The sequence below is a fragment of the Pseudoalteromonas sp. TB64 genome, assembly GCF_000498095.1.
Classification (GTDB): Bacteria; Pseudomonadota; Gammaproteobacteria; order Enterobacterales; family Alteromonadaceae; genus Pseudoalteromonas.
Window position 1 is genome coordinate 1 of sequence record NZ_AUTQ01000244.1, and the last position, 16,815, is coordinate 16,815.

At 38.0% G+C, this 16,815-nt stretch carries 19 protein-coding genes; 6 read left to right on the top strand and 13 right to left on the bottom strand.

Translation table 11 applies throughout. From position 1 onward, the window contains the following. Positions 1-521: 521 nt before the first annotated feature. From nqrM to L647_RS0120300, 11 genes are all read right to left on the bottom strand, one after another. A complete protein-coding gene (gene nqrM, locus L647_RS0120245) occupies positions 522-734 on the bottom strand; it encodes a (Na+)-NQR maturation NqrM (protein WP_007376137.1) in 213 nt (70 codons plus the stop codon). Between the two features lie 103 nt (positions 735-837). Then, positions 838-1,869, bottom strand: a complete 1,032-nt coding sequence (locus tag L647_RS0120250) for an FAD:protein FMN transferase (protein ID WP_024612637.1) — start codon at positions 1,867-1,869, stop codon at positions 838-840. A 110-nt stretch (positions 1,870-1,979) separates the two neighbouring features. Further along, entirely contained in the window at positions 1,980-3,209 is a 1,230-nt protein-coding gene (gene nqrF, locus L647_RS0120255) for an NADH:ubiquinone reductase (Na(+)-transporting) subunit F (RefSeq protein WP_024612638.1), read from the bottom strand. A 19-nt stretch (positions 3,210-3,228) separates the two neighbouring features. After that, positions 3,229-3,837 carry an NADH:ubiquinone reductase (Na(+)-transporting) subunit E gene (gene nqrE, locus L647_RS0120260; RefSeq protein ID WP_024612639.1) on the bottom strand — a complete coding sequence of 203 codons (609 nt, stop codon included), beginning with the start codon at positions 3,835-3,837 and terminating at the stop codon, positions 3,229-3,231. Between the two features lie 10 nt (positions 3,838-3,847). Beyond that, a complete protein-coding gene (locus L647_RS0120265) occupies positions 3,848-4,480 on the bottom strand; it encodes an NADH:ubiquinone reductase (Na(+)-transporting) subunit D (RefSeq protein ID WP_008169732.1) in 633 nt (210 codons plus the stop codon). After that, a complete protein-coding gene (locus L647_RS0120270; protein ID WP_024612640.1) occupies positions 4,480-5,232 on the bottom strand; it encodes a Na(+)-translocating NADH-quinone reductase subunit C in 753 nt (250 codons plus the stop codon). The genes L647_RS0120265 and L647_RS0120270 overlap by 1 nt, the downstream gene beginning before the upstream one ends. Beyond that, on the bottom strand, positions 5,225-6,427 hold the full coding sequence (locus L647_RS0120275) for an NADH:ubiquinone reductase (Na(+)-transporting) subunit B (RefSeq protein WP_024612641.1): 1,203 nt from the start codon (positions 6,425-6,427) through the stop codon (positions 5,225-5,227). Before L647_RS0120275 ends, L647_RS0120270 begins: the two co-directional genes overlap by 8 nt. 4 nt (positions 6,428-6,431) lie before the next feature. After that, positions 6,432-7,775 carry a Na(+)-translocating NADH-quinone reductase subunit A gene (locus tag L647_RS0120280; protein ID WP_024612642.1) on the bottom strand — a complete coding sequence of 448 codons (1,344 nt, stop codon included), beginning with the start codon at positions 7,773-7,775 and terminating at the stop codon, positions 6,432-6,434. A gap of 370 nt (positions 7,776-8,145) precedes the next feature. After that, entirely contained in the window at positions 8,146-9,339 is a 1,194-nt protein-coding gene (gene fabV, locus L647_RS0120290; protein ID WP_024612643.1) for an enoyl-ACP reductase FabV, read from the bottom strand. Between the two features lie 130 nt (positions 9,340-9,469). Then, on the bottom strand, positions 9,470-9,775 hold the full coding sequence (locus L647_RS0120295) for a BolA family protein (RefSeq protein WP_024612644.1): 306 nt from the start codon (positions 9,773-9,775) through the stop codon (positions 9,470-9,472). Positions 9,776-9,843: 68 nt separating this feature from the next. Continuing rightward, entirely contained in the window at positions 9,844-10,446 is a 603-nt protein-coding gene (locus L647_RS0120300) for an alpha-ketoglutarate-dependent dioxygenase AlkB (protein WP_024612645.1), read from the bottom strand. A gap of 45 nt (positions 10,447-10,491) precedes the next feature. Here L647_RS0120300 and L647_RS0120305 point away from each other — a divergent pair, with 45 nt between their 5' ends. Genes L647_RS0120305 through L647_RS0120320 form a run of 4 tightly spaced genes read left to right on the top strand, consistent with a single transcriptional unit; the run spans position 10,492 to position 14,235 of the window. Next, positions 10,492-11,625: a methyltransferase gene (locus L647_RS0120305; RefSeq protein ID WP_024612646.1), complete on the top strand. Its 1,134-nt coding sequence runs from the start codon at positions 10,492-10,494 to the stop codon at positions 11,623-11,625. A gap of 7 nt (positions 11,626-11,632) precedes the next feature. After that, positions 11,633-12,187, top strand: a complete 555-nt coding sequence (locus tag L647_RS0120310; protein WP_024612647.1) for a YajG family lipoprotein — start codon at positions 11,633-11,635, stop codon at positions 12,185-12,187. Between the two features lie 2 nt (positions 12,188-12,189). Continuing rightward, entirely contained in the window at positions 12,190-12,810 is a 621-nt protein-coding gene (locus L647_RS0120315; RefSeq protein WP_024612648.1) for a peptidylprolyl isomerase, read from the top strand. Between the two features lie 45 nt (positions 12,811-12,855). Continuing rightward, entirely contained in the window at positions 12,856-14,235 is a 1,380-nt protein-coding gene (locus tag L647_RS0120320; protein WP_024612649.1) for an MFS transporter, read from the top strand. A 69-nt stretch (positions 14,236-14,304) separates the two neighbouring features. On the opposite strand, the gene L647_RS0120325 is transcribed toward L647_RS0120320, so the two are convergent. Continuing rightward, positions 14,305-14,544, bottom strand: a complete 240-nt coding sequence (locus tag L647_RS0120325; RefSeq protein ID WP_024612650.1) for a helix-turn-helix transcriptional regulator — start codon at positions 14,542-14,544, stop codon at positions 14,305-14,307. 437 nt (positions 14,545-14,981) lie between these two features. Between L647_RS0120325 and L647_RS1000000126610 the strand changes: the two genes are divergently transcribed. Continuing rightward, entirely contained in the window at positions 14,982-15,170 is a 189-nt protein-coding gene (locus L647_RS1000000126610) for a hypothetical protein (protein ID WP_024612651.1), read from the top strand. A gap of 48 nt (positions 15,171-15,218) precedes the next feature. Here L647_RS1000000126610 and erpA read toward each other — a convergent pair whose 3' ends face one another. Then, entirely contained in the window at positions 15,219-15,557 is a 339-nt protein-coding gene (gene erpA, locus L647_RS0120335) for an iron-sulfur cluster insertion protein ErpA (protein ID WP_007376119.1), read from the bottom strand. A 466-nt stretch (positions 15,558-16,023) separates the two neighbouring features. Here erpA and L647_RS0120340 point away from each other — a divergent pair, with 466 nt between their 5' ends. Beyond that, positions 16,024-16,785 (top strand): IS5 family transposase, encoded by a 762-nt coding sequence (locus tag L647_RS0120340; protein WP_024611512.1) that lies wholly within the window; start codon positions 16,024-16,026, stop codon positions 16,783-16,785. Positions 16,786-16,815: the final 30 nt, after the last annotated feature.

Consider the following 16,815-nt stretch of genomic DNA (forward strand, 5'->3'; position numbering starts at 1 on the left):
CTCGTTCTTTATGGAAGTGAATCCACCGAACTTGAGTTGCCTTTCACACTGACAACATCTTCACACACAATATAAAGATTCTTTTAAGCGAAGCTAATTGCCTCAAGCTTATGACTAGAGCTTTGCTCTTTGTCTATGGTTAAACTTTAGAGTGTTAGCTCAAATTTGACAAACGAGAAAAATAAACCTAATAGGTGAAAAAAACTAAACTATAGACTTTTGTCTAATACATTAAGATTGGATTACTTTTGGGAGGTGCTAAATAGCATAAAGTTTGGCTGAGAAATTCACCAACACATTGATTGTAATGCGGATTCATTCGAATACAGAAAGACGACTACGTATCAAAAATAACTGCCAAAATTAAATTTATCAGCAATAAGTTCAAGTTAGTAATTTTATAGACACAAAAAAAGCGCTATAAAGCGCTTTTCACACCAATTACATTGCACTAGTAAGTTATTATTTAACTCAATAGAGTGTTCTTCCTTTCAATGTAATTAGTATTATTTAAGGCAGGCTTAAATAATTTGGTTTTCTTTCCAGGCTTGCTCTTTAGCTAAACGGTTTTTGCGTTTATCACATGGATCATCGCAATCACAGGCTTTATCAATACCAACCGAACCCAAACCACCACAGCTACTCGCCATAGATTTTTTTTGCACGATCATACCAACGGCCATAGCCGAAACTATCAAAATTAGTAAGCCAAAAGTAAGAAGAAAAAGTGACATTGCTTAGCCCCTATTGATCAGCAATAAATTAAGCTCAAAAAATTTTTGAGCGACTGCTATTATATACCCTAGCAATACGAAAATAAACAAGCTTTACCCAATCCTATAAATAGGGCTTAAATGCAGGGCTTGAGTAAGTAACTAAACCATCTTTGGATTTACCTATTAAATACACTGGCAAATCGTGCTGTTGCGCATATGCTTGGGCTTTTTCCATCCCCATCACAGTAAGTGCAGTAGCTAGCCCATCAGCAGTCATTGCGCTTGGATGAAGCACTGTTACTGATACTAAGTCGTGCTTAATAGGCATACCCGTAACTGGGTCAATTAAATGCGTATAAATTTCACCATCCATTTTATAAAAAATACGGTAATCACCCGATGTAGCAATACCATTTGTACCTGGCGATAAAACACGGTGTACTTTACGCTCTCCTGGTTGTGCATCTGGCTGCTCTATTGCAATTTTCCAGTCTTGGCTATTTGGCTTCTCACCCGCTATACGCAGCTCACCACCAATCTCAACCATGTAATTAGTTATGTTATGGCTTTCTAACAACTGTGCCACTTTATCTATTCCATAACCTTTAGCTGTAGCCGAAAACGATAATTCTAAGCCATCTATTGTTTTAGCTAAACCCTGTTCGGTTAAAATAAGTTTATCAATACCTATTTTTTCAACCATGCTTGCAAGCTCTTCATCACTAGGGCGGTTAGTTGGTTTTTTATCTGGACCAAACCCCCACAAATCAATAAGTGGTCCCATGGTTACATCAAGCGTTTTTGTAGACTTACCTAAACGAATCGACTCAGATACAACGGCTCTAAAATCCTCACTTATTGGCATAATATTATTTGCTGGCAAACGATTAAATGTATTTATTTCAGAGTTCTCAATGTAAGTAGACATCGACTGGTTTACGTTAACCAAAACAGCATCTATTTGCGACTGTAGCTTTTGTGAGCTTAACTGCGCTTTCTCATCATAATATTTAATATGATAGGTGGTACCCATGGTTTTACCCTCCAGAAAAATCTCTTCTGGCTCTGGCTTTTCACCACACCCTGATAACAATAAAGTCAGTGTAATTAATAATAAGGCAATTATGCCTTGGGGAGTACTTACTCGATTCATAACCGCTCTACTTAATAGATTGAATAAATTAAAGAATAAAAAAAGCCTCGTAACACAAAGTGCTACGAGGCTGGTATTTTAACCAAAACTAAGTTGTTTTGGTATCAGTGTTAGCCACCGAAATCATCTAATAAGATATTTTCGTCTTCAACACCTAAGTCTTTAAGCATAGTGATAACTGCCGCGTTCATCATTGGAGGACCACACATGTAGTACTCACAATCTTCTGGCGCTTCGTGGTCTTTAAGATAGTTCTCAAATAACACGTTATGGATAAAGCCTGTATAGCCTTCCCAGTTATCTTCTGGTTGTGGATCTGAAAGTGCTGTATGCCATACAAAGTTAGGATTTTCAGCTGCTAAGCCATCAAAATCTTCTACGTAAAACATTTCACGTTCAGAACGTGCGCCATACCAAAAGCTCATCTTACGTTTAGAGTTCAAACGCTTAAGTTGATCAAAGATATGTGAACGCATTGGCGCCATACCAGCACCACCACCAACAAATACCATTTCTGCATCTGTGTCTTTAGCGAAGAACTCACCAAATGGACCAGAAATAGTTACCTTATCGCCTTTTGTAAGTGACCAAATGTACGAAGACATTTTACCACAAGGTAAGCTTAGGTTTCTTGGAGGCGGAGCAGCAATACGCACGTTAAGCATAATGATGCCTTCTTCTTCTGGGTAGTTAGCCATTGAGTAAGCACGAATTGTTTCTTCGTCTACTTTTGACTCCAGATCGAAGAAACCAAAATGGTTCCAGTCGCCACGATATTCTTCAGGAACATCAAAATCTGCATATTTAACATGGTGAGGTGGCGCTTCGATTTGGATGTAACCACCCGCACGGAAAGGCACTGACTCATCACCAGGGATTTGCAGTTTAAGCTCTTTGATGAACGTTGCTTTGTTATCGTTAGAGATAACTTCACAATCCCACTTTTTAACACCGAAAATTGACTCTTCAAGTTCAATTTCCATGTCATTTTTAACATTTACCTGACACGCTAAACGACAGCCTTCGCGGGCTTCACCTTTAGAAATGTGATCAAGTTCAGTTGGCAGAATATCGCCACCACCTTCTTTAATGTGTACACGACACTGACCACAAGAGCCACCGCCACCACAAGCTGATGATACAAATATACCTGACTCAGATAATGCACTTAAAAGTTTATTACCTGCTGATGTAGTAATGGCTTTGTCTTTATCGCCATTAATACCGATGATGATGTCACCGCTTGCAACTAACTGAGATTTAGCACCAATGATCACTAAAACTAGTAGTACAACGATAGCGATAAAAACACCAACGCCTAAGAAAATCTGATAATCCATGATTTATCCTCGCTACCCTTTACAGTGAAATACCAGAGAATGACATAAAGCCAAGTCCCATTAAACCAACAGTGATGAAGGTAATACCTAAACCACGTAAGCCATCTGGCACGTCTGAGTATTTCAGTTTCTCACGGATACCTGCAAGTAATGTAATTGCAAGCGCCCAACCAACACCAGCGCCAATACCATAAACAACAGACTCGCCGAAGTCATAGTTACGCTCAACCATGAAAGATACCGCACCAAAGATTGCACAGTTAACTGTGATCAATGGAAGGAAGATACCTAACGCGTTGTAAAGTACTGGGAAAAACTTATCTAATACCATTTCAAGAATTTGCACTAGTGCTGCAATAACACCAATGAAAGTTAAGAAACGTAAAAAGCTAAGATCTGCATCAGGGTAACCAAGCCACGTAAGCGAACCTGGTGCTAACACAGCATGGTAAACCAAGTTGTTTACAGGTACAGAAATACCTAAAACAACAATAACCGCTACACCTAGGCCTATTGATGTAGTAACTTTTTTAGATACTGCTAAAAAAGTACACATGCCTAAGAAGAATGATAACGCTAAGTTTTCAATAAAAACGGCTTTTACAAATAAACTAATATAATGTTCCACTGTGTGCCCCTTACGCTTTAGCTTCTACTTGGTCTTTCTTATAAGTACGAAGTACCCATATGAATAAACCAATGATGAAGAATGCACTCGGTGGTAATATTAATAGACCCATAGGTTGATACCAACCACCATCTTGTACTAATGGGATAATATCAACACCGAATAGTGTTCCTTTACCGAACAGTTCACGAATGAAACCAACAGTAAGTAAAACAACAGAGTAGCCTAAACCATTACCAATACCATCAAGGAATGACATGATTGGTGGCGACTTCATCGCATATGCTTCAGCACGACCCATTACAATACAGTTCGTAATAATTAGACCAACGAATACCGAAAGCTCTTTTGCCGTAGCATAAGAAAACGCTTGTAGTACTTGGTCAACAACAATTACTAATGATGCAATAATCGTCATTTGTACGATGATACGTACTGACGATGGGATCTGGTTACGTATTAGCGAGATAAAGAAGCTAGAAAACGCGGTAACCAATGTCAAAGCAATTGACATTATTAATGCATTTTTTAAGCTAGACGTTACCGCTAGCGCAGAACAAATACCAAGTACTTGTAATGCGATTGGGTTGTTAGCTAAAACCGGACCAAATAGGACCGCCTTCATTTCTTTAGTATCAGCCATTATTTCAACGCTCCTTTACGTACTTTCGCAAGGAAAGGGCCAAAGCCATTTTCGCCAGTCCAAAAATCAACTGCATGATCAACACCGTTAGACGTTAATGTAGCACCTGAAAGACCATCGATCTTATGCTCATCATTACCCGCAGTACCTTTAACAATTTGAATTGGAAGTTCTTTACCTTCCCATGTTGCAGTCCACTGTGGATTTTGGATTTCGCCACCTAAACCAGGAGTTTCATTATGCTTGTAAAAAATAATGCTCTTAACTGTTTCACCATCGCTTTCAAGCGAGATAAAACCGTACATTAAGCCCCATAAGCCATAGCCTTGGATAGGAAGAATGATTGCATCAATAGAGCCATCTTCTTTTTTAGAGATATACACCGGCGACTCTTTAGTCACACGTTGAATACCAGCAATATCTTTAACGCCTTTCTCTTTAAGAGAAACACTTAGCGCTGCATCATATTTGCTTTTTTCAAAGTCAAAGATTGTTGGGTCTGTATCTACAAACTCACCTGTAGTCATATTTACAACACGTGCTTCGATTTTAGCGTTAAATGTATCAGATACATTTTCTACTTTTTCGATACCCGCTGCAGATAGGATATTACTTTGAATATCTTTCTCTTTATTTGCTTGCTGTAAAGGACGAAGCTGTACAGAAGCAAACGATACAATGATTGCACACACTAAACATAGCGCTACAACAACTGATAACGTTTTACCGATTGATTCGTTATTACTAGACATTACGTGCCAACCTCCGCTTAATATTAGCTTGCACAACAAAGTGATCGAATAATGGTGCGAATAAGTTAGCAAATAAGATTGCTAGCATCATGCCTTCTGGGAAAGCAGGGTTCACAACACGGATCATAACCACCATAAAGCCAATTAATAGACCATATGCTAATTTACCTTTGTTAGTAAATGCAGCCGATACAGGGTCAGTAGCCATAAAGAACATACCAAACGCAAAACCACCAAGTACTAAATGCCAATACCAAGGCATTGCAAATACAGGGTTAGTTTCTGAGCCTACAGCATTTAATAAAAATGCAGTTGCTACCATACCTAGGAATACACCTAGTACAATGCGCCAAGAAGCAATACGAACGTAGATTAAGAATAAACCACCTACTAATAATGCAAGTGTAGATGTTTCACCTACAGAACCTTGAATGAAACCGTAAAACGCATTCCACCATAATTCCATGTTTGCAAAATCAAGTGTGCCAGCAAATGCTTGACCTAGCATAGTTGCACCAGAGAACGAATCTACTGCTGTCCATACTGTATCACCCGAGATTTGAGCTGGGTATGCGAAGAATAAAAACGCACGACCCGCTAAAGCTGGGTTTAAGAAGTTACGTCCCGTACCACCAAAGATTTCTTTAGCAATAACGACACCAAACGTAATACCAAGCGCAACTTGCCATAAAGGAATTGTTGCAGGCAAAATAAGTGCGAATAATACAGAAGTAACGAAGAAACCTTCATTTATTTCATGTTTACGCACTGAAGCAAAAATAACTTCCCAAAAACCACCTACAGCAAACGTTACTGCGTAAATTGGTAGGAAGAAACACGCTCCATAAAACATTTTAGCGCCCCAGCCTGCATCAGGTGTTAAAACACCACCTAATAACTGGAACAAACCAACCTGCCAAGAATTAGCTAGTTCAAAACCTTGTGCTAATGCACCAGCGGCCTGATGACCAATATTGAACATACCAAAAAACATAGCTGGAAACGTCGCCATCCACACTAAAATCATCATGCGTTTTAGGTCGATGTTATCGCGTACGTGTGTCGCGCCTTTATTTACGTAGCCAGGTGTATAAAAAATAGTTGCAGCTGCTTCATACAGTGCATAAAACTTTTCATATTTACCACCGGCTTCAAAATTCGGCTCGATATCTTCAAGATATTTTTTTAAACCCATCTCTCTAGCCTTCCTTCTCGATCGTTGATAAGCAATCGCGCAGGATAGAACCATACTCGTATTTGCCAGGACAAACGAAGGTACATAACGCTAAATCTTCTTCATCAAGTTCAAGCGCGCCTAATGAAATTGCACTGTCTAAATCGCGTGAAATTAAGTCACGTAATAATAGTGTCGGCAAAATATCTAACGGCATTACGCGCTCGTAGCTACCAATTGGTACCATGGCACGTTTTGAACCACCTGTTGACGTTGTCATTTTAAATAAACGACTTGGCGCAAGGTGAGAAAGGAATGAACGCGTTACAGAAAATTTATCACTACCTGGTGCAATCCAGCCAAACAATTCTTTTTCGCGACCTTCAAGCAATACTGAAACTTGAACGTGGTAACGACCTAAGAATGCATGAACACCGTTTGAAGTAGAGCCTGATAATACCGAACCAGAAATAACACGGTTATCACCGTCTTCTAATTCACCAGCCACTAAATCATCCAATGAAGCACCTAATTGTGTTTTCACTAAACGAGGGTTTTTAACACGTGGACCTGCAAGCGAAATAACACGAGTCGTGTAAATCTCACCAGTAAGGAATAAGTGACCATACGCAATAACGTCTTGGTAACCAATATGCCAAACTTGCTTGCTAACAGATACAGGGTCAAGATTATGGATATGAGTGCCTACAAGACCAGCCGGATGTACACCACTAAACTCATGTACTTCTACTTGAGCTATAGATGAACTAGGAATTTTACTGCCAGCTCGCTTACAAACAAATACCTTACCATCGGTCAAACGCGAAACAACAGCTAAACCTGCTTCGAATGCTTGCGCATTTTCGGCAATAATTACCGCAGGATCTGCAGCAAGAGGATTTGTGTCGGTTGCGGTCACAAAAATAGAACTAGGATTTGCATCCACAGCCGCTACTTTGCTAAACGGGCGAGCACGAAGTGCTGTCCATTGACCAGATTGTATAAGTACTTCTTTGGCTTTTTCACGATCTAAGCTTGTAAGCTCAGTTTCAGAGAAAGAGTCAAAGGTGATTTGCTCACTGCCGTTTACTTCAATAACAACAGATTGCAGCACACGTTTAGCACCACGATTTATTTCTTTTACAACACCAGAAGCTGGTGCGGTAAATAGGACGCCTGGGTTCTTTTTATCTTCAAAAAGTACCTGGCCTTTTTTAACTTGGTCATCCATACGGATATGCATGGTTGGACGCATACCAATAAACTCTTCACCTAGCACAGCTACACGTTTGACGGGAGAACCGTCGTGAATAACTTGCTGAGGTGCGCCCTCTATGGGTAAATCCAGACCTTTTTTTATGTTGATCATACGCACTTGCACTACATTAACGGAAAGAAACTGAAAAATCGTACCAACCACGTCGCCATTTAGCTATTCCAAGTTATTTCAATGTATAAAAGAACAACTCGCTATGAATACCAAACAAGCAACGCAGTAAAAACTCTTCACATATTGCCTCAATTTTAACACCATTGTGGGTGACTATGCGAGTGTATTTATGAAAATTATACGAGAGATATGCTTATTTGGATTTGTTAAGTGCATTTAATAAAATTTAAGTTAGACCAAAGTGGTAGCTTAGGCAACGATTACTGTTTTTCATTACAATTTATTAATAAACCTAAAAAACAAAAAAAGTCGCACTAGGCGACTTTTTAATTACATATTTTAGAAAAGATTAATCAATCATATTTGCAATTGCTTTAACCGAATCTACATCTTGGTCATAATCTACACTATCGATGCCAAAACCAAACAAACGTAAAAATTCGTTATGGTAACCAACATAATCTGTTAACTCATCAATACTGCTTGTATCTACTTTATCCCAAACTGCTTGAACACGCGCTTGAACGTCGTCTTCTAACTCTTTATAGTTTTGGAATAAATGACCGCCGTCATCAAAACGTGGCGTATCACCATACAAGTTTTCACTAAATAGAGCCTGAATTTGCTCAATAGTGCCTTCATAAGTTCCATCAGCCTTCATTACTTTAAATAATGCAGAGATATATAAAGGCATAATCGGGATAGCTGAGCTTGCTTGCGTTACTACTGCGTTAAGTGACGACACATACGCTTCGCCATTTAAGTCTTTTGTAGATTCTTTAATTGCAGCAGTTGCGCGGTCTAAATCTTCTTTTGCTTTACCGATAGTCGCATGTCCGTATATTGGCCATGTTAACTCTTTGCCGATATACGTGTAGGCAGTGGTTTTAAAGTTATCAGCTAATACATCCGCTTCTTTTAATGCGCCAATCCACATTTCCCAATCTTCGCCACCCATAACTTTAATAGTGTTATCGATATCGTCTTGATTTGCTGCTTCAACTGTAATTTCATCAATTTCACGTTTTGACGTGTTAAGGTTTTTAGTTGTAACGGCGTTGCCAATTGGCTTTAACGTAGAAGAGAAAACTTCACCTGTATTAGGATCGGTACGACGCGGTGATGCCAAGCTATATATAATTAAATCTACTTTGCCTAAATCGGCTTTAATAGTATCAATAGCTTTTTGTTTTATTTCGTTTGAAAACGCATCGCCATTAATATTTTTAGACCAAAGACCCGCTTCATCAGCAGCTTCTTGAAATGCTGCGGTATTATACCAACCAGCAGAACCTGTTTTACGCTCAGTGCCTTCTTTTTCAAAGAAAATACCTAACGTTTTAGCTCCACCACCAAATGCGGCTGTAATACGCGAAGCAAGACCGTAGCCTGTAGATGCGCCAATAACTAATACATTCTTTGGTGCACTTTTTAATGCGCCTTGCTGTTTTACATAGTTAATTTGTTCTTGAACATGCTCGCTACAGCCCACTGGGTGTGCGTTGGTACAGATAAATCCACGAATTTTAGGCTTAATGACCATTGATGATCCTATATCTTTACAATAAAAATTAGCGCTAGTTTAAAGGCTAATACTAAAAACACTGATCTGATCAGTTAATAGTGAATGCTAAAGCTGATCAAATTCTTATAAATTAACTATCTGCTTAGACTTACTTAGATCCACCTAAACAATTTGGTGAATCAGGTGCTTCACCGCCCTGCTCAGTAAATTCATCAGGTGTATAAGTATGGATTGCTAATGCATGAATATGATTTGCTAACTCATCTTTTAAAATTTCATTGATTTCACGATGACGTTGTAAAAGGCGTTTACCTGCAAATTCTTCACTTACTACTATTACTTTAAAATGTGACTCAGTGCCTTTGCTGTGCATGTGGCTTTCGTTGATTACATTTAAATGCTTACAAGCTATAGCATTACTTATTTTTTCTTGAATTTGTTGCTGCATTGACATAAAACCATTTTTGTAGCTAATTTATATAGTTATCATAACAAGTAGCTAAGCCTGTTGGCTAACTAAAATTATCGTTGCGTAACTTGCTTAATATACCTAAACGTTAAACTTATTCTCGGATGAGCTAATGTAGTTTGCTTTGGTATTGCATGTTGGTAATCGCGCTGACTGTCGCCACTCATTATTAAACAGCTACCACTTTGCAATTTTAAATCCGTTACTTTATTTGTAGATTTTTGCTTAAGTTTTAAAACGCGCTCAGCCCCAAGCGATATGCATATTATTGTAGGTTGATGACCAAGTTCTATTTCGTCGTCACTGTGCCAGCCCATTGTATCGTTGCCATCTCTGTAGTAATTAACGAGTAAAGAGTTTAATGGTTGATTTAAATGCTTCTCTAATCGCTTTCGCATTGCCAATAAAATATCAGGCCAAGGCTCTACTATTAACTTACTGTGAGAGTAGCCATCTTCAATATTATGCTCACTAATAAAACATTGAAGTCGCGGTATTGGACCTGTTTTAGAATAAACCGTTACGTTTGGCTGCTGCCAAATTAGATTTTTTTGCAAATAATAAAATAAATCGAGGCTTTTTTGCGCGCTAAGTGCCTTACTTTGATAAGAAAAGCCATTTGGTAACTGTTGGGGGTTGGCGTTTTGCCGTTGCATGTTAGAATTTACCTACATTATTAGTTTACTGATCAAAAAACCATTATGACGACGCAAGCCCAGCTAGGCGATAAAACCTTTACTCTTGAACGCTTTCCTTTGGATCAAAAAAACCGCAGTTTACAAGCGTGGGATTCAGCAGATGAGTACCTTATCAATTATGTTAACGAACATCACCCAGATTGTCGCTCACTGCTTATTTTAAACGATAGCTTTGGTGCACTTGCTTGTAGTTTTAATCAATTAACGGTTTGTTCAGTTAATGATTCTTATATTAGCCACCAAGCAGTGGCGTATAACTTACAAATAAACAAACTATCTACTGCGCAATTTAGCCAAATAGATAGCTTGTCAGCATTGCCTAATGATGTTGATTTAGTTCTGATAAAAATACCGCGTAACGTAGGTTTTTTACAGTTTCAGCTAAGTGAATTAAGCGAAATACTTGCACCAGGCACACCAGTCATTGCAGCAGGTAAAACAAAAGAAATTCATAACTCAACAATAAAATCATTCGAGCAATTTATTGGTGATACTAAAACAAGCTTAGCAGTTAAAAAATCACGCCTTATATTAGGTACGGCTAAAGGCGGATATAAAGCAGCCGACTTTCCTGTGAGCTGGGAACTAGAAGGCACTGAATTTAATATAACTAACCATGCAAATGTGTTTTCGCGTGACTCGTTAGATATTGGTGCGAGATTCTTTTTTAATTACCTCCCAGAGACTAAAAAAGAAACTAGTATAATCGATTTAGGCTGTGGTAACGGTGTTGTTGGCGTAATGGCGCTTGCTCGCTGTCCTAAAGCATCTGTTACGTTTGTTGATGAATCATACATGGCGGTTGAATCTGCACGATTAAATGTAGAACAGAATATGCCTGAACAGTTTGATAACTGTCAGTTTATCGAAAACGATTGTTTAACCGATTTCACTCAAGACAGTGTAGACATGGTTTTATGTAACCCGCCATTTCACCAAGCTCAAGCGGTAACAGACCACATTGCATGGCAAATGTTTAAACAAGCCAAAGAAACACTGAAGGAAGGCGGTGAGTTGCGTATTATAGGAAACCGTCATTTAGACTATCACGATAAACTAAATCGTATGTTTGGTAACTGTAAGCTACTAGGTTCAAACAAAAAGTTTGTAGTACTTAGCGCAACTAAAAACTATTAGGAACATAATGATTAAAATTATTTTTAGCCTATGCACATTATTTATATTATCTGCATGCGCTCAGCAACCTAATCAAGTAATACTTAACCCTGTTTATAAAAGTGGTCAAATTAGTTCAATAAACACGAGTTTAAGTAGTAGTGTAATTGATTTACGTGGCGATACTTCAACTCTTAAGCTTATTGAATCTGATAAAACTAAAACCTTTGCAAGCCAAGGTATTACCGAGTCAGTTAAAAGCGTTTTAGACAGTGCATTAAGTAGAAACGGTGCCAGTATTTCTAACCTAGCGGCTGTGCGCTTTGAAGTAGATATCCACGCGCTTCAAGCTGTTGTAACCGAAAAACTAATGAGCCACACGAGTGAAGCCAAAATAGAGCTTGGTATTAGGGTTATTCGCTCTAACAGCAACTTTAGTAAGATATACAGAGGTAGTGCGAATTTAGAAGGCCCTTTTAGTCACGACAGAGCTAAAATAGAAGGCCAACTCAATAAGTTGACTGAACAAATAATTACCCGCATTGTATCTGACCCTGAATTAATCGAATTTTTAGAAGGTTAACTATGAAACGACTTTTTTTAATCTGCTTAGGCTTATTTTTTAGTGTAAGTAGCTTAGCAGCCCAAGAAGGCCGCTTTGTACAAAAAGATAATATTTTTCCGCGAGTAGAAATTGTAACGTCGATGGGGAGTATTGTGGTCGAACTTGATCGCTCGAAAGCACCGATTACGGTTAATAACTTTTTGACTTACGTGTCTGATAAAAGCTATCAAGGCAGTGTTTTTCACCGTATTGAACGCGATGTAGAAAACGACCGCGACTTTGTAATTCAAGGCGGTGGGTACGATAAAGACTATGATGGCTTACATGAAAATGATCCTATTTTTAATGAAAGCGGCAATGGTTTAAAAAATGATATGTACAGCATTGCCATGGCTTATCAAGACCGTCAACCTCACTCAGGAACTCGTCAGTTCTTTTTTAACATGGACAACAACGATCATTTAAATCCAGGTAAAGATTGGGGATTCGCTGTATTTGGTAACGTAATGGATGGCTACGATACACTTGATAAAATTATGACAGTAGAAACCGGTTTTAACGAAAAAATTGGCTACGATTTTGTACCAAAAACTCCCGTTGTTATTTTAAATATTAAATTGCTTGAGCAAACACCATTATAATTAATGAGGTGCAGTTAAACTGCACCCGCCCTCAATGAAGGCCCTATGAGCAGAACACTCTCAATCCGTGAATACTTTTCTTATTTTAAAGATAAACGCTTAATCAATATTTTTATATTTGGTATGAGCAGCGGATTTCCGTGGGTACTCATTGGCTCAGTGATGTCTGCATGGCTTAAAGATGAAGGTTTAAGCCGCAGTATGATTGGCTTATTTGGCATTGTATTTGGTGCATACAGTATTAACTTTTTGTGGTCGCCTTTAATTGATCGTACAAAACTTCCTTTTTTATACAAACTATTAGGTCAGCGCCGTAGTTGGATACTCTTCTGCCAAAGCTTTATATTAATTGGTGTACTGCTATTGGCTGGGCTTGATTTAAAAGAAAATTTAGCACTTGTCGCTGCAATTTGCTTATTAATAGCAATTGCTTCTGCAACACAAGATATAGCAATTGATGCATTTAGAATAGACTCCTTAAGCGAAAACGAATCTCATAAAGCAACAGCAGCTGCCGCTATGGCAACCTCTGGTTGGTGGACAGGTTATGCGCTTTTAGGCGCCATTCCATTTTACATGGCTGATATCCCCTCGCTCGATTGGCCCCAAATTTATTACTTTTTAGCTGCTGTAATGCTGCTGCTAATGAGTGGAGTATTATTTGCTAAAGAGCCTAAGTCTAACAGAGAGGTTGTGCATGCTGAGCTAGAGCGTGTATATCTCGAAAAGCTAGCCTCTTCAAAACACACCCCAGTCACAAAAATAGTAGCATGGCTTGCTGTTACAGTAATTGATCCATTTAGAGCTTTTTTTGCTAAAAATGGTGTTAAGACAGCACTTGCACTACTTGCATTTATTTTCTTGTTTAAAATAGGTGAGGCTTTTTTAGGCCGCATGTCGATCGTTTTTTATAAAGAAATTGGCTTTAGTAATAGCGACATTGCGACATTTTCAAAAGTTGGTACAGCGGTACTTACTATTATATTTACCTTTGTTGGCAGCTTATTTAATCAAAAGTACGGCATTGTTAAAGGCTTATTTATAAGCGGAATTGCAATGGCGGCTTCAAACTTGGTGTTTTCATGGATTGCTTTAGTGGGTCCTGATTTAAGACTATATGCATTCGCTATAGTTATTGACGGATTTACGCAAGCATGGTCATTAGTGGCTATGGTGGCATTTATATCAATGCTATGTGACAGAGCATTTAGCGCAACGCATTACGCTTTATTAGCATCATTAGGGAACTTAGGAAGAACATTACTTTCGAGTTACAGTGGTGTGGTTATAGACGACTGGTTAAATGGTAACTGGTCGTTATTCTTTATTCTTACCGCGTTAATGGTCATACCATCGCTGGTTTTTTTGTATTTAATTAGGCATAAGCTATACGAGCTTGAAAGAAATTATCATAAAAATATTTAATGCATCCCTGCATTAATTTATTGCTTAGATATTTTAAGTGCTACTCAAAGTAAGCTAAGCAATTTATCGTTAATCTACTTTAAGTAAACTTAAAGCTTCATACGGGTCAGCTTCCAGCGCAGTACAATAACGAACAAATTCAATTACATCTAAACGGCGTTCTTGATTCTCAATTTTGCCGATAAATGAATGAGGTGTACCAAGCACTTGTGCTAGGCTGCGCATTGTATGCCCTTTTTCATGTCGCTTACTTTTAAGCCACTTTGTTAACTTTGCGTTTTCTTCTGAAGAAACGGTCTTGCCCATCATTTTACATCTCCTACTAGATGATTTGACATACCAATTAAAGTAGCAGTCTATCAATAGCTGTAGGTAAGCAAGTAGCGATACTACTTTACTTAAATAGCAAAACTACTTGCTAATTAAGCACGTATTGCTACTTACCTCCACCCACATAGCCAAAAATAATGCTAATAATGTGGTATAGATTTTTTTGGGAATGAAATTTTGCCCGTCTCATTCTTGGATACATTATATACTATTAACACATGGGTTAAATAATTAATTACATTCTCGGTACAGATTTATCATGCTCAAACATTTATAAACGCTGAACAATCAACCTAAGTTATCAGAAAATATTAAAAAATCACATCATTCACATGAAAAATATTAATAAATATTTATTTCATTTTAATGTTACACGTTTATCATTAAACAATAATTAATGCTAAGAAGGTTAGATGATGTTCAGATTGCTTTTTTTATTACCTATTGTTTTGTGCTTAGGCTGGTATTTTTTTCTACGTAAAAATGACGTACCTATTAAGCAAGGTAAAAAAGGATTTATGTATATTTTAGCTTTTTCGGTTTTTGTGCTTGGATTTTTTGTATTAATAATGCAAATAACCGAATTTACTCCTAGTGAATTTTAGGCATTAAAAAAGCCGCTTAAGCGGCTCTAATATTTTTAGTCGTTACTTTTAAACGCTAAAGCTTGCACCACAACCACATGTTGTTGTTGCGTTTGGATTTGAAACAAAAAAGCGCGCGCCCTCAAGTCCCTCGGTGTAATCAACCTCACCATCAACTAAATATTGAATGCTCATAGGGTCAACAACTAAGGTTACGCCATTTTTCACTATTTCTAAATCGCCTGGGTTCGCTTTTTCATCAAAAGTAAAACCATATTGAAAACCTGAACAACCGCCACCTGTTACGTAAACACGCAGTTTTAGTTCTGGATTTTCTTCTTCGTCGATTAACTGTTTAACACGAACAGCAGCTGCATCGCTGAACTTTATTGGTAATTCTTCAGACATTTTAAAACCCTCAATATCGTAATGGCGTGATTATCTAATACCCGAGTGTTTTAATCAAGTATAGTAAAACAACTCTTTACTTTAGATGCACGCCAAACTCAATTCTCCTGTATTTGCCAGAAGTTTTATAGATAGAGAAACTGGAATAATGAAAAAGTAAAATCGCCATATAACAAAGATTCGCGAACATGCAATCTTACTTATTACTACACAGCCGCATAAATATTGCTCGCTTTTGATTGCGTTAGTATCTATGTCAAATAAACTAGGCTGTATTCATAGCATAGTTTTTAAGAAATGCAGAAAGTATGACTTCCGATTTTGAAACAACAAATATCATTGTTTTTTCTATCGGTTACCGTTTACCGCTAAGTACTAGGGCGTGTTGATCTTTGCGGTATAAAAAACAAACAGCATGAGGATAAGGTATAATTGAATTCGCTAAAAAACGTTACACCGAACCCTCATGCCAAGATTAATGTTAACAGACGCGACATGGAATGTCTTATCAAAAGTAATGCACTTAAGTGGTCGAATTTATAATAAGCCTGAGCATAGAAAAACGCTCGAAGGCATACTCTATAAGATGCGTACCGGTATTCCTTGGCGAGATTTACCGTCTTATTTCGGCTCGTGGAGTGCTATCTATAGACGATTTAATTTATGGTCCAAAAAAGATATTTTGAATGAATTATTTCGTGTGTTATCCCACTATGCTGATATGGATTGGATCTTTATTGATGGCAGTATTGTCAGGGCTCACCAGCATAGTTGCGGTGCAAGAACCGCTGGCAATGAATCAATCGGTAAGAGTCGAGGTGGCAATTCGACTAAAATTCATCTTGCAGTAGATAGCGGAGGATTGCCTGTTTATTATGAATTATCCTGTGGAAATACGCATGATATCGTCCATGCAGAGTCACTTGTAGACAATTGCCCAACGAGTAATGTGGTTGTCGCAGATAAAGGCTACGATAGTGAAAAACTAAGAGAGTTTATTCGTGATAATAGCGCTACACCCGTTATTCCACGCAAGGATAACAGTTTAGTGGGTAATGAAGATATTGACTGGTGCATGTACAAATATAGGCACTTAGTTGAGAATGCCTTTGGTCGGATCAAACAATATAGAGGGATAGCTACAAGGTATGAAAAGCTTGAACGGAATTATCATTCCATGCTCGCTTTAGCATTTACTATGATGTGGCTACCAATGTGGGCTGATTAATATATATACTACAAAGATCAACAGCCCCTA